This window comes from uncultured Vibrio sp., from assembly GCF_947488985.1.
Taxonomy (GTDB): domain Bacteria; phylum Pseudomonadota; class Gammaproteobacteria; order Enterobacterales; family Vibrionaceae; genus Vibrio.
The window spans coordinates 23,522-38,009 of the sequence record NZ_CANLBV010000016.1 but is presented as its reverse complement, the minus strand read 5'-3'; the positions used below and the strand labels follow the sequence as shown (position 1 = coordinate 38,009).

General features: G+C 44.0%; 12 protein-coding genes, 1 pseudogene and 1 riboswitch. Of the genes and pseudogenes, 8 read left to right on the top strand and 5 right to left on the bottom strand.

The features are described 5' to 3' along the window. Window positions 1-5: 5 nt before the first annotated feature. Window positions 6-89: riboswitch (cyclic di-GMP riboswitch) on the top strand. A 30-nt stretch (window positions 90-119) separates the two neighbouring features. Genes Q1A70_RS05780 through Q1A70_RS05770 form a run of 3 tightly spaced genes read left to right on the top strand, consistent with a single transcriptional unit; the run spans window position 120 to window position 2,954 of the window. Further along, the gene (locus Q1A70_RS05780) at window positions 120-1,373 is read left to right on the top strand and encodes a hypothetical protein (protein WP_299687870.1); all 1,254 of its coding nucleotides are present in this window, start codon (window positions 120-122) and stop codon (window positions 1,371-1,373) included. After that, window positions 1,330-2,550: a hypothetical protein gene (locus Q1A70_RS05775; RefSeq protein ID WP_299687867.1), complete on the top strand. Its 1,221-nt coding sequence runs from the start codon at window positions 1,330-1,332 to the stop codon at window positions 2,548-2,550. Before Q1A70_RS05780 ends, Q1A70_RS05775 begins: the two co-directional genes overlap by 44 nt. A gap of 53 nt (window positions 2,551-2,603) precedes the next feature. Beyond that, window positions 2,604-2,954, top strand: coding sequence for a hypothetical protein (locus Q1A70_RS05770; RefSeq protein ID WP_299687864.1), 351 nt, complete (start codon window positions 2,604-2,606; stop codon window positions 2,952-2,954). A 53-nt stretch (window positions 2,955-3,007) separates the two neighbouring features. On the opposite strand, the gene Q1A70_RS05765 is transcribed toward Q1A70_RS05770, so the two are convergent. From Q1A70_RS05765 to Q1A70_RS05750, 4 genes are all read right to left on the bottom strand, one after another. After that, complete coding sequence (locus Q1A70_RS05765; RefSeq protein WP_299687861.1) at window positions 3,008-3,691, bottom strand: ABC transporter permease; 684 nt, start codon at window positions 3,689-3,691, stop codon at window positions 3,008-3,010. 2 nt (window positions 3,692-3,693) lie between these two features. Beyond that, complete coding sequence (locus Q1A70_RS05760; RefSeq protein WP_299687858.1) at window positions 3,694-4,434, bottom strand: ABC transporter permease; 741 nt, start codon at window positions 4,432-4,434, stop codon at window positions 3,694-3,696. Between the two features lie 79 nt (window positions 4,435-4,513). Next, a complete protein-coding gene (locus Q1A70_RS05755) occupies window positions 4,514-5,284 on the bottom strand; it encodes an ABC transporter substrate-binding protein (protein ID WP_299687855.1) in 771 nt (256 codons plus the stop codon). A gap of 204 nt (window positions 5,285-5,488) precedes the next feature. Next, window positions 5,489-6,259 carry an ABC transporter ATP-binding protein gene (locus Q1A70_RS05750; RefSeq protein WP_299687853.1) on the bottom strand — a complete coding sequence of 257 codons (771 nt, stop codon included), beginning with the start codon at window positions 6,257-6,259 and terminating at the stop codon, window positions 5,489-5,491. Between the two features lie 784 nt (window positions 6,260-7,043). Here Q1A70_RS05750 and Q1A70_RS05745 point away from each other — a divergent pair. From Q1A70_RS05745 to Q1A70_RS05725, 5 genes are all read left to right on the top strand, one after another. Beyond that, entirely contained in the window at window positions 7,044-8,585 is a 1,542-nt protein-coding gene (locus Q1A70_RS05745) for a DUF3360 family protein (RefSeq protein WP_299687850.1), read from the top strand. 305 nt (window positions 8,586-8,890) lie between these two features. Continuing rightward, on the top strand, window positions 8,891-11,167 hold the full coding sequence (gene pflB / locus Q1A70_RS05740; RefSeq protein ID WP_299687847.1) for a formate C-acetyltransferase: 2,277 nt from the start codon (window positions 8,891-8,893) through the stop codon (window positions 11,165-11,167). Window positions 11,168-11,367: 200 nt separating this feature from the next. Then, on the top strand, window positions 11,368-12,369 hold the full coding sequence (locus Q1A70_RS05735) for a lipid A deacylase LpxR family protein (protein WP_299687844.1): 1,002 nt from the start codon (window positions 11,368-11,370) through the stop codon (window positions 12,367-12,369). Window positions 12,370-12,531: 162 nt separating this feature from the next. Continuing rightward, a complete protein-coding gene (gene pflA / locus Q1A70_RS05730; RefSeq protein WP_299687841.1) occupies window positions 12,532-13,272 on the top strand; it encodes a pyruvate formate lyase 1-activating protein in 741 nt (246 codons plus the stop codon). A gap of 218 nt (window positions 13,273-13,490) precedes the next feature. Continuing rightward, window positions 13,491-13,991, top strand: a complete 501-nt coding sequence (locus Q1A70_RS05725) for a YfbU family protein (RefSeq protein WP_299687838.1) — start codon at window positions 13,491-13,493, stop codon at window positions 13,989-13,991. 93 nt (window positions 13,992-14,084) lie between these two features. On the opposite strand, the pseudogene Q1A70_RS05720 reads toward Q1A70_RS05725, so the two are convergent. After that, window positions 14,085-14,307 (bottom strand): annotated as a pseudogene (locus Q1A70_RS05720) (MipA/OmpV family protein); the annotation flags it as partial. Window positions 14,308-14,488 lie beyond the last annotated feature (181 nt).

The following is a 14,488-nucleotide window of genomic DNA, read 5'->3' as shown; positions in this document are numbered from 1 at the left end:
CACAAAGAAGACAAAGCCAAACTCATCGTGAGGTGAGGACGGAAAGCTCCAGATCTCAGGGGTGAAGCCGAGATGGCTGGGCTACCTCTATGTATCGAATGATATATGAGGACAAAACAATGGCAGAAGTAACCAATACCGAAGCAGGACTAAAAAGCGACAATAGCAACGATACCAATATTCTGGTAGATGGTCCTACTACCAACAACGAGCCTAGAGATGTCGATAATGACCTTTCTAACCTCAGCGGCGACAATCTCGAAGTAAGAGCAGATAAAGGCGACGACATTGTTCAAACGGGCAGCGGCGACGATTTTATCGCGGCTGGACGCGGTTCTGACACAATTAAAGCAGGGGCCGGCAACGACGTGGTGGAAGCCTGGAATCACTCGCTTAATGCAGGTGATGAAGTCGGCACTAACCGTGATTTAAGTGCAGCACACACTAAAGATTTAGAAGCACTGGGCGCAGAGTGCGTTGACGATATTGTGGTCGCAGGGGACGGCGATGATTACGTAGAAGGCGGTGCGAACAATGACATTATTTATGGTGACAGAGGCGCTGGCGCCGAATTTGGCGAAAACCTAATCAGCGATGGTGATTTTGAAGCTTTTGACCTTGGCAACACTTGGGGAACAACCACAAGTGCTGGTGCATGGAACGCTGAGGTTGGAAGCATCGAGATTCAAGAACAACTGCATGGCGGTGTCCCAGCTGGTGGTTACGGAACTGATATCGCCAGTGGCCACTTCCTAGAATTAGACTCGCATGGCGCGAATTCAAATTCAACCGTATCCCAAGACTTTACAGTCGATGACGCCGGCATCTATCAACTCGACTTCTCTTACGCTTTCCGTAATAAAGGGGGCAACGACACCACCGCACCTTTTACGGTTCAAATTATGGCGGGCACCGAGGTCGTGTTCGAGAAATCTTTCCAAGACATTGACGGCGTCGATGATGATTGGGATCTATTCAGCGAAGATGTCGATCTCTCTTCCGGAGAATACTCACTCAAATTTATTGCCGATGGCGCAGAAGATACCTTTGGGGCTCTTATCGATAATGTGTCATTGAAGCAGGTACTGCACAACGATGTACTCATCGGTGATAATGGGCCAGACGCTGCAAATGAGGGCGCTGCTGGGAATGACTTGATTCGAGGCGGTAAAGGTAACGACGTTATTATAGGTGATAACTTTGAAGCGCTATCGTTTAATGAAGGGACGGGGGAATTTGAGTTAGCAGAGCCAACAACATCCGTCGACCTATCAGCAAACTCAACGGCATACAACGCTGATGGTTCTTTCGGTACCGTTGATACTGGCAATGCAAGTAGAAGAGAGCGGCGTACTGGCTCAAATCGGCTTTAGCTACGACGGCGATACCGGTGAAGGTGCATCAGAGATGTTTTCTGTCTGCTTAGACGAACATACGATGATTGCTAAAATTGGCATTTCCAACCTCTACTTAAATGAAGGCGACAATGGAGTCGATGAGACTGGTCATTGGGCAGCATATCGAGACGGTATTCTGGTCGCCGAGGGTGACTTCATCGCCAGTGATTTGTCGGATGGCAACAACAACAGCGGTTATCTAAATATCGGCCCTGAAGAGACAGGGTTTAAAGCCTTTGATGAGCTTCAGTTTACTGCCGTTGGCCCTGCATTTGACAAAGGCGGCAACGCTAATGCTGATTCAAGTGACTACTACGTCACTTCTGTCACCACCGACGGTCTAACCGGTGATGGCACCGATATGCTTTATGGTGGCCGTGGAGACGATGTCATTCTTGGTGGCGACAACGCCAAGGGTGGCGTACCTGAACTCGAACCTGATACGGGTTACTACGATGTAAGTAACTTCAGAGGGACTATTGATATCACCATGGAAGGTACCGAAGCGGGCTTCGAAAATTCGTTTGGTTACTTCACAAAAGACAGTGAAGGCAATGTAAACGCTGAAATCATTTGGGGGAATGTTAAGGAGCACCTTCCAAACTCTGAAGCTGGCAACAGCTTTAGTCTCGACTTAGGGCGCTGTGATGATTGCGTTGATACGCTCGGGTTCTTCATTATTCCAGATGGCGGGAATGACGGTTTCGTCTCAGGCGAAAGTATTGAGATTGACTTAAACACTCAACAAGCGACAAGCCCTAACAACAGTGACCACCCCTTCTTGCTAGGTGTACAAGATTTAGTCGGTAGTAACGGCAACCTTACCTTAGATGTTAGCGGCATTGACAACTTCAATCCAGGTACAGAACTCGGAAATCAGTTCTGGAATGACGACCCAGGCGGTGATGCTGACTTCGATGATGTGGTAACCACCGTTGAAATCGATGACCAACCAGAGCAATTGTTCGGTGGTAAAGGTGATGATTGGCTTGATGCCGGCGACGGAATCGACCATATCAAAGGCGGTCAAGGCGATGACATCATCATTGGCGGCGGTGGCGCAGACGAGATTCGCGGCGGTGCTGGTAACGATACCATAGCCTATGATGCAGAGGATACCCTAATCCATGGGGGAAAGGGTTCGATGTATTAGTTGCTAATGATAAAGATATCCCTGAAGGAGAGACCGGTGTCACCTTTGACTTAATGGGCAAAACGACCATTAAAGGGATGGAAGCCGTAATCGGTACCAGTGGAGATGATACGTTGCAGCTCAACTTGAACAAAGTTGCGCGCCAAACCCAAGATGTGGATGGGAATGATGGCAACGCCTTTTATGCACTTGGTGTCGAAAGCCTAGAGTTAAAAGAGAATGGCTACACCAACGCCAGTAAATCAGACGTTGATTACTCAGCATTGGACCCAACAGTCCGGGCTAGCCTTGGTCTAGAGGGCGTTGAAGGTATATTATACTGCTATACGTTTACCAACGCAGATGACGAAGAAGTTCAAATATACACTGACGTTTCTTGGGATTCGTTTATCGATCTAGCATAGGTCTCAATAAATGTTGATTAGAAAGAGCGCCAAGTTGGCGCTCTTTTTTTAAGCTATTGAGCATCGAGCGGCCTCATATAGGCCAAGAAACGCTTCTCTGCGAATTTGAAGAGCGCGATGATGATGAACGTTAGTGCCATGTAGAACAGACCTGCCGTTAGGAAAGACTCGAATGGAGCGTAGTAACGAGAGTTCACCAAACGCGCAGCACCCGTTAAATCCATAATGGTTACGATACCTGCTACTGCAGAGCCGTGAAGCATAAAGATCACTTCATTGCTGTAAGCCGGTAATGCTCGGCGCAATGCACTTGGTAGAATGATGCGGCGGTAAGTCTTAGCTGTACTCATCCCGTACGCTTTCGCTGCTTCTACTTCCCCTTTCGGCAAGCCGTTAATCGCACCACGAATGATCTCTGCAGTGTATGCCGATGTGTTAAGAACGAACGCCACCAAAGCACAGAACCATGCGTTTTCCCACAATGTATCTTTTACTGGGAAGAACTGGTCCATCCCGTAGTAAATCAAATACAGCTGCACCAATAACGGTGTTCCACGGAAGAAATAGATGAATGACCAAGCTGGCGCATAAAACAACATATTAGGGCTGTTGCGAGTAATCGCTAACGGGATAGCAACAAATAAACCGATGACCAAAGCTAAGCTGACCATCCAAGCCGTTGTCCATAGACCACTAAGATAAATCGGCAGGCTTTCAACTATTAATGAAAAGTCCATAGCTACCTCGTGTGGATACTGAATTTACGTTCAACAAGCTTGAGTAAGCCAGTCGAAACGCTGGTAAAGAATAAAAAGATAATCGCCACTGTCATATAGAAGGTAAACGGCATTTTGGTTGAACCCGCCGCCAGTGCGCTAACACGTACCATATCTTCAAGGCCGATAATCGAAACCAGTGCAGTTGTCTTAAGTAAAACCAACCAGTTGTTACCAAAACCGGGTAGTGCATGACGAATCATCTGTGGCAGTAGAATACGACGAAATGCCAATACAGAGCTCATACCGTAAGCTTTGGCAGCCTCCATTTCACCGCTGTCGACAGCCATGATCGCACCACGGAATGTTTCAGCCATATAAGCGCCAAAGATGAAACCTATTGTAAGTACCCCGGCAATAAATGGGCTGACATCGATATAATCCGGTAAGTAAGAGGTCCATTCATGGTTAGGATCACTTGATGTAAACCACTCATTAAGCCACTCATTGATGGAATACAAACTGTTGTTTAAAAGGATTTGTCCACCAAAGAAAATCAACATCATCAGGACGAGATCAGGAATGCCTCGAATGACGGTTGTGTAGAGGGTTGCAATAGCACGAGCCCAACGATAAGGCGCTAGTTTTGCTAAGGCACCTAGCATGCCAAGAACCATAGCTAAAATTAGCGACAGCAAGGCAACTTCGATTGTCAGCATCGCCCCTTTCAGGATCGAAGCTTCATAACCTTGTAAATCAAACATAATGAATTCCAACAGAACTGCGAAAAAGTTGGTAAGACAGGGAGAGAAGACTCTCTCCCTTAAGAATTGACACTAGAGATTACTGGCCGTAAACATCGTAGTTGAAGTACTTCGCCGCGATATCTTGGTAGATGCCTTTTTCACGTAGTGAAAGGATTGCCGCATCTAATTGTTTAGTTAGATCTTTGTCTTGCTTACGTAGAGCAATACCAAAGCCTTCACCGAACCACTTAGGGTCAGTCAGTGATGGACCAACGAATTCGTAGTCTTCACCACCCGCTTTGTTTAATACACCTTCTTCTAGCGCTGACGCATCACCAAGTACAGCATCAACACGACCGTTTGCTAAATCAAGGTAAGCTTCGTCGAATGAGCCGTAACGAACGATTTCTACTGTGTCGCCATAGTTGTCTGTTAGGTATTTATCGTGAGTCGTTGCACGTTGAACGGCAATCTTTTTACCACTTAGATCATCAAAGTTAAGGTCTGTACCTTTCTTAGCGATGAAATTGTTTGGGATAAGTGCGTATTTACCTGTGAAGTCGATTTTTTTCTTACGCTCTTCCGTGATGGACATTGCCGCGATGATCGCATCGTATTTACGAGCCAGTAGAGAAGGAATAATGCCGTCCCAATCTTGTGCAACAATCTTACACTGCACCTGCATTTCAGTACAAAGTGCGTTAGCCATATCGACATCGAAGCCTTTCAGTGAACCGTCAGCTTCAGTCCAGCTAAATGGAGGGTAAGCACCTTCAATACCGAAACGTACTGTTTTCCATTCTTTAGCTTGAGCTACGCCCGTTGCAGCAGTTGCAGCAAGTGCCGCGACTAATAACCACTTTTTCATATCCCTACTCCTGTGATTTAGGTTTTTTTGTTTTGCTAATTTTAATGTTGTGTTTGTTGTTGCTTATTACTGGTACTTGGATGTTGCGTTTCATTGTTCACACTGTCTCGCGTTACCGTCGCGGCAGTATTTCAATTCTGATTCGCTCAAATGAGGTCTATTCAGGCGCTTTAGCGCTTAAAAACAATCAAACTTGAAGCGTAATTAATAGATCGAAGAGATAAACTGTTGTAATCGCTCAGATTCAGGCTCTGTAAACAGTTTCGCCGGGTCACCCTGCTCTTCGACTAAACCTTGATGTAAGAACATTACGTGGTTTGATACATCACGAGCAAAGGCCATTTCATGCGTTACTACCAACATGGTTCTGCCTTCTTCCGCAAGATCACGCATTACCCCTAGCACTTCCCCAACTAACTCAGGGTCAAGCGCCGATGTCGGTTCATCAAATAACATCACTTCCGGATCAACCGCCAACGCTCGGGCAATCGCAGCACGTTGTTGTTGTCCACCTGATAAATGACCTGGGTAGTAATCTTTACGCTCATACAGGCCGACTTTTTTCAGTAGTAACTCTGCATTTTCAATCGCTTGTGCTTTGGGTACACCTAAAACATGAATCGGCGCTTCAATCACATTTTCGAGAACGGTCAGGTGAGACCAAAGATTGAAGCCTTGAAAAACCATCGCTAAGCGAGAACGGATTCGCTGCACTTGCTTCTCATTGACAGGAACAGAGACACCTTGGCGGTTATTTTTCATTTGAATTAATTCGCCATTAACCCAAATCTCTCCTGACGTCGGCGTTTCTAACAGATTGATACAACGAAGAAAAGTACTTTTACCTGATCCTGAAGACCCAATAATCGAGACCACATCGCCTTTGTACGCAGAAAGTGAAATTCCCTTTAAAACTTCATTTTGACCAAACGTCTTATGTAGACCCTTTATGTCCAGCGCTGGTACATCTTTCATGCGCTTTCTCTCCCAAATTTGTGAAATGCAAGGTGCTCCGACCTTTTCATGCGATACAAATTAGCACCACACGAAACAATATACAACAAATTATCAACCTGATAAATTAAAATAAATAGCGATTCACTCTGACTTACTATGCAAAAAGTAGCGTTTTAGCCTCAATTTAATGAATAAGCTCTATCAATAAGCTGTAATTCGCCCTCCCTTACATTGTTTAAATAAAGTTAACCAAAATGAGATTCTCGTAGCTTGATGTCTCACAAGAAAAACAAGTTTTGTGAACTTAGATACGCCGAGATCGACAAATTATAATCTGCAAGCTCAACACTACATACATACCATAAGGCACAGTTATTTTAAGGTTATTACATTGTAAGCATTTCACTGGAAACAATTGGGAAGCAAGTAATAGTGAAATAACTCAGTAAGAATTGGGCATTGAACTCGAACCATGATGACAAAGGCTTGAAGAAGATAGGTAAATGTCAATTTGTGAAAACTAATTACACGATTCATAAATGGTGCGTTAATGAATCGCTTCGTTTTGTAGTTTTCTTTCACGCACACTCATAAAGTGATCAAGATCAATCACCCTAAAAGGTAAGCTTGTTAAACTCCTCAGCAAAGAATAAGGCATTAAAAGTGCTAAACATTTTTTTAACTTAGCTACACAAAGCACATCAAAACCGTGCAACATAATGTTGATGAGTTATAACTAAGAAATAACGCGAAATTGTAGAATTCAATTTTAGAATTACTAATATAAAAACATGAGGAATCTATGTCAGACGTTGTGAATAATGCGAACTCTGAAGTAGAAGAGAAAAGCTATAAAGAGCTACACCGTCCTGCTTCTGAATTTGAGAGTCGCTCAGATTATCTAGATCACGAGCTTCAAATCATGAAGCCTCGCCGCTTCGGCCTAAACCTTCCTGGTCGTGACTTCCGCTTTGAAATTGAAGATCTTGTTCCTGCACTTGCTGGTACTATTGGTATCATCGCGATGTACTCTGCAGTAATGATGTCTTGGGCTGACGGCCTAACTCAAACTTGGGATCACGTAAACCTAGGTAAAGAGTTTGCGATTGAAGTCGCTCGTGTAGAAATGCTTATCCCTGCACTACTGTTCTGTATCCTAGCTTCTGGTTTCTTTAACCCTAAAGCAAACCTTGCCGGTAACCACGGCCCAATGATTCCTCTTATTGGTACCATCGCTCTAGCTGGTGCTCACCCTCTTGCATTGGCAATCCTTATCGGTGTCTTCGGTCTAATCCTAAGCTTCCTAAAAGGCGGCTCCAAGCTGGTTAACCTGACTTCTGAAGGTACCGCTGGTGGCTTGCTCATTTTCTTAGGCCTAACCGGTACAATGAGCCAAATCAACTCAATTCAAGAATGGGCGGTTGGTCTTCAATCTTCTACTGTTGAAGCGGGCAGCATGGGTTACGTTGGTTTAATCGTTCTTGCTATTACTATTGCTATTTACGCTTTCCTAGCAAAAGTGAACAAGCGTTGGTTGGCTATCCCAGTGTGTGCATTCACAGGCCTTGCTATTGCATTAGTATTAGGCGCTGGCTTCGACATCGTATTCGAAACTGAAATGGGCATTCCAAACCTAAACCCAGTTTACTGGTGGGGTTCTACTTCTGAAGGTTGGATGCTTGGCTTGCCAAACGTTGAACACTTCATTGCATCTCTACCATTTGCAATCCTTGCTGTAGCAATGTGGTCACCTGACTTCCTAGGTCACCGTATCTTCCAAGAACTTAACTACCCTAAAAAATCTGAAAAAGTGCTTATGGATGTAGATGACACAATGACTATGTGTTCAGTTCGTCAAATGGTTGGTACTGCGGTTGGTGGTGGTAACATCACTTCTTCTTGGGGTACTTACATGATCCCAGCAGCTATCGCGAAACGTCCAATTCCTGGAGGTGCAATCTTGCTTGGTTCTCTATGTATTATTGTTGCGATTCTTGGCTTCCCAATGGACGTTGCAGTATGGCCACCAGTGATGCGTGTTGCGCTACTTGTAGGTGTATCTCTACCTCTACTTGAAGCGGGTATGCAAATGGTTAAGGATTCTAAAGATTCTCAAGCGGCTGGTATCTGTATCTTCGGTTCAGCGGTTGTTAACCCAGTACTAGCATGGGCATTGACAATGCTTCTAGATAACAACGGTCTAATTGGTGATAAAGAGCGTGCTAAGCGTCTATCATTTGTAGACAAGATTGTTATCCCAGTTGGTGTTTTAGTTATCTGTCTAGTAGCAATGCTTGCAGTTGGTATGCTAGAAAGTCAATATGGTCTAAAAGCTTGGCTATAATAGTTCTTACTACACAAAAGTAGTACTTGGATCAAAAAAAGTTTGGGTGACACCCCTTGTTACTCAAACTTTTTCAACTTTTTTTTGGTATTTATTGATTTAGTTTAAGGTTTGCAAATTTTTTTAGCGTAGTATTGAATTCATAAAGTTAAGCACCATATTAGAAGTAGTAACAATATATATAGCCATATGAGACAAGTATGCTTATACATATTGTTATTAATAAGAGTGTACTACCCTTACGAGGGGCACTGACTAAACAGTGTTAATGTACGTGTTTTTTCTACTAAAAAGGTAGGTATGTCATGGCAGAGCAATTTGCTAAAGCTTGGGAAGATTTTGCTGCGGGTGAGTGGCAAAGCGAAGTAAACGTTCGTGATTTCATTCAAAAGAACTACACGCCGTATGAAGGCGACGAGTCTTTCCTAGTTTCTGAAGGTACTGAAGCAACTAACAAGCTTTGGGCTAAAGTTATGGAAGGTATCAAGCAAGAAAACAGCACCCACGCTCCTGTAGATTTCGATACTTCTGTTATCTCTACCATCACGTCTCACGACGCTGGTTACATCAACAAAGATCTTGAAACTATCGTTGGTCTTCAAACTGAAGCACCACTTAAGCGCGCACTTATCCCTAACGGTGGTATCCGTATGGTTGAAGGTTCGTGCAAAGCTTACGATCGTGAACTGGATCCAGAAGTTAAGAAGATTTACTCTGAATACCGTAAAACACACAACGCAGGTGTTTTCGATGTTTACACTCCTGACATCCTAAAATGTCGTAAGTCTGGTGTTCTAACTGGTCTTCCAGATGCATACGGCCGTGGTCGTATCATCGGTGATTACCGTCGCGTTGCTCTTTACGGAATCGACTTCCTAATGAAAGACAAAGCGGCTCAGTTCCACTCTACTCAAGAGAAACTGGAAAGCGGTGAAGACCTTCAAATGACTATGCAACTGCGCGAAGAACTGCAAGAGCAGTACCGTGCACTTGGTCAAATGAAAGAAATGGCAGCTAAGTACGGCTACGATATCTCTGAGCCAGCTCAAACTGCTCAAGAAGCTATCCAGTGGACTTACTTCGGTTACCTAGCGGCTGTTAAATCTCAAAACGGCGCGGCTATGTCTCTTGGTCGTACTTCATCTTTCCTAGACATCTACATCGAACGTGACATTGCTGCTGGTAAAATCACTGAAGTAGAAGCTCAAGAAATGATTGACCACTTCGTAATGAAGCTACGTATGGTTCGTTTCCTACGTACTCCTGAATACGATGAGTTGTTCTCTGGTGACCCAATCTGGGCAACAGAATCAATGGGTGGTATGGGCATCGACGGTCGTACGCTAGTAACGCGTTCGAACTTCCGTTTCCTAAACTCTCTATACACTATGGGGCCTTCTCCAGAGCCAAACATCACTGTTCTTTGGTCTGAGCAACTGCCTGACGGCTTCAAACGTTTCTGTGCGAAGGTATCTATCGATACTTCTTCGATCCAGTACGAAAATGATGACCTAATGCGTCCTGACCTAGAATCTGACGATTACGCAATCGCTTGTTGTGTATCTCCAATGATTGTTGGTAAGCAAATGCAGTTCTTCGGTGCTCGTGCAAACCTTGCTAAAACACTACTTTACGTTATCAACGGTGGTGTGGATGAGAAACTTAAGATCCAAGTGGGTCCTAAGATGCCTAAGATCGAAGACGAAGTACTAGACTACGCTGACATTGTGGACAAGTTGGATCACTTCATGGATTGGCTAGCTAAGCAATACGTGACTGCACTAAACGCAATCCACTACTCACACGACAAGTACAGCTACGAATCAGCGCTTATGGCCCTTCATGACCGTGACGTTCGTCGTACTATGGCTTGTGGTATCGCTGGTCTATCTGTTGCTGCTGACTCTCTAGCTGCTATTAAGTACGCTAAAGTAACTCCAGTTCGTGACGAAAATGGCATCGCAACTGACTTCACTATCGAAGGCGATTACCCTAAATACGGTAACAACGACTCTCGTGTAGATGATATTGCTTGTGGACTAGTTTCTACGTTCATGAACAAGATCCGTAAGCTTGAAACTTACCGTAATTCTATCCCTACACAATCAGTTCTTACTATTACATCTAACGTTGTATACGGTAAGAAAACTGGTAACACTCCAGACGGTCGTCGTGCTGGTGCTCCTTTCGCTCCTGGTGCTAACCCAATGCACGGTCGTGATGAGAAAGGTGCTGTAGCGTCACTAACGTCTGTAGGTAAACTACCGTTTGCTGATGCACAAGATGGTATCTCTTACACGTTCTCTATCGTACCTAACGCTCTTGGTAAAGATGTTGAAGGTCAGAAGGCGAACCTTGCAGGCCTAATGGATGGTTACTTCCACCACGAAGCTGGCATTGAAGGTGGTCAACACCTTAACGTGAACGTTCTTAACCGCGAAACTCTTGAAGACGCTGTTAAGCACCCGGAGAAATACCCTCAGCTAACCATTCGTGTTTCTGGTTACGCGGTACGCTTTAACTCTCTAACTGCAGAGCAACAAGCTGACGTAATCGCACGTACATTTACTGAGTCTCTATAAGCTCACGCTAAATAGATAGTAAAATATGATTAGCCCCGCCAATGTGCGGGGCTTTTTTATACCTACAACAAATAACCTACACTCAGCCTATCTATCAAAGTGTTAGCTTAAGCAGAAAAACAACGTCAGATTGACCTTTTTCCCGAAAATACCTTTAAATTACGATACTGTCTTAGTTCATAATTTAGGAGTACTGCTCTATGAAATACCTTCGTTGCTTACCCCTACTCCTGCTTTCCTTCTCATCAATGGCGTCTGAACGCTCAACGCTGACCTTTGCACTCGACAATGATGGCATTTTTGGTGTTGATCAAGACTATACTAACGGCTTATTTCTCGGTTACACATCTTCAACGATTACGCCATACGATTGGGTAAAACCCTTGAGTCTTACCTATTGGGGCGCAAGCTCTTTAGACAAATGGGAGATCAACCTCGGCCACAAAATGTATACCCCTTCAGATATTGAGCTGGATACCCCATCAGCCAATGACCGCCCATACGCGGGTTACCTGCACGCAGAATTCAATTACATCAGTTTGCATCCACAGCAAGCTCAACGCTTTAACATCACATTTGGTACAACTGGCGAGCGTGCACTTTCAGAAGATGCTCAGAAGTTGGTTCACTCGATCACTAACTCGGATGAGCCTATGGGCTGGGCGTATCAAGTAGATGATGAATACGCAGGTAGCATCGGTTACTTGAGTCATTTCAACCTCAAACGTAATCGAGTTTTCGCGAATACTGACTTCGAAATCTCTAACGTTTCAGAAATCAATGTCGGCAATTTTAGAAGTGATATTTCAACCGGATTCATGTTTCGCTGGGGGACAAGTTTAGGGGACAACTTTGGCGCAGCCAACATCAACTCTGAAAACCCATTTCGACCGGGTATGATCGGTGCATCAAACCATGGTTGGTTTGCATACGCAGGTCTTGAAACTCGCTACCGCTTTAATGATCTCACGATTGAAGGCGATCGCTCAGGTGTTGATGAATACGCACGAGAAAATAACGAAGACCCTGCGATCTATGATGTAACACTGGAGAACATTCAAGCGACGGCTGTGTTGGGTGCGGCTTGGTATAACCAACAATTTGGCGCATCCCTTTTACTAACGGCAAAAACGCCCGATTACCAACAAGCAAAACAACCAGTATACGCTACAGGTGGGATAACGATGTTCACTTTCTTCTAGTCACAGTAGCAAGCATTGACGCTTACCTTTAAGTGAAATAAAAGCCCCCCTTTGCCAAGACGATTAGCTTTATTTTTAAAGTCCTCGTTACCATTTGACCCTATTTTATGTACCATTTTTGTAATAAAATAAAGGGTATAAATTCCTCTACGAGAATAGCTCATGTCTACAACTGGTCGCATTCACTCATTCGAATCTTGTGGTACTGTCGATGGTCCTGGTATCCGCTTTATTGTGTTTCTTCAAGGCTGCTTAATGCGTTGCATGTACTGCCACAACCGCGACACATGGGATCTTCATGACGGTAAGGAAGTAACGGTTGAAGAGATCATCAACGAAGCAAAATCATACCGTCATTTCATGAAAGCCTCTGGAGGGGGGATCACCTGTTCTGGTGGTGAAGCCATGCTCCAACCTGAATTTGTTCGCGATTTTTTCCGAGCAGCTCAAGCCGAAGGCATCCATACCTGCCTTGACACTAACGGCTACATTCGTAAGCACACAGATGTGATCGATGAAGTCCTAGAAGTCTCTGATCTTGTTATGCTGGATCTTAAGCACATGCGCGACGAGATTCACCACGATTTCATTGGTGTATCAAACAAACGTACACTCGATTTCGCTCGCTATCTGCACAAAATTGGTAAAAAGACTTGGATTCGTTATGTGATTGTTCCGGGTTATACCGATAAGCCTGAAGATGCCCACCTTTTAGGTGAGTTCATCAAAGACATGGATAACATTGAAAAAGTAGAACTGCTTCCATACCACAAGCTCGGTGCTCATAAATGGGAAGCGCTTGGTCATGATTACCCTCTTGATGGCATCAATCCGCCGAGCAAAGATACAATGGACGAGATTGTTGCGGTACTCAGCCAATACCATTCAAACGTAAAATACTAATACTGGTAAAAGTACAAACCTTGTTCAACTACCACTTCAAGCGCCTCGATTTCTATCGAGGCGTTTTTTATACATAAACTATTCTTTACAACTTTTGTTTATTTATTCAAAAAAATCTATTAAAACCGTGTTGAGATCATGTTTCCACGTGTAGGAATGCTGCTACTCTTATAACAACAAAACAATATAACATTTCGTTTTTTAGTGAGGCTCCTCCCATGGAAATGACCAATGCTCAGCGTCTAATTCTATCAAATCAATACTACCTAATGTCTCGAATGACCCCTGAGAACTCAGCAAAGTATCAACGCCTACAAACGATTGTAGAGCGCGGTTACGAACTCCAAATGCGTGAGCTTAACAAGGAATTTGGTTGTTTGACTGAGGCTGAATGTCGTGAAATCATCGACATCATGGAGATGTACCATGCCATGCAAGAGTCAAACAAGATGCTTGCAGAGCAAGAACGTACTGAAGTAGATCAACGTCGCCTACAGTTCCTAGGTTTTGATATCGCTTCTGAAGCACAAATCGTACACTACGTGCGCTTCCTTGTTGATTCTGAAGGTCTTTACCCTCAATTCGACAAAGCTGATCACCACTTCAATAGTCAGATCCCAATGCTAGAGAAGTACCGTCGCATGCTGACGACATGGCGCAACTGCCCTCGTCAATACCACCTATGTGCGACCGAACTATCTCAAATTTTTAGCGCTTAATGCGTTAGCAAGTCGGTGTTAACCGGTTTATATCGCTAACAATCAAAAAGGGTTACTCATAATGAGTAACCCTTTTTCGTTCGCTTCTTTGAGCTAGAAAACGTAAGCAACGTCAACATTTCCTGACATATGAATGCCACTTTCAAGTGTTGGACTTTCCTCTATATCACCTTCAAGGTTGGTATAACGAACCCCACCAGTGATTACAAATATTTGCCGTCACATTCATATATGCCCTCAAACCAATAAAGTATTGACCATCCCAGCCTGCGTCTAATTCATCTAAATTGGTTCTTCACGGTTTATCACTATTTATTAACCATTTGTTGATAACATCACGCACTATACAGTACTTCACTCTAAAAATTTGATAAATGCCAGCTATACATTCAACACCCACAAATACAGTACAAGAATTATAAAACGACCTGAAATCACAAAACAAACGACTAGCCACCCTGTTAAATAAACTAATTTGATTCTACGTGCGATAAGTT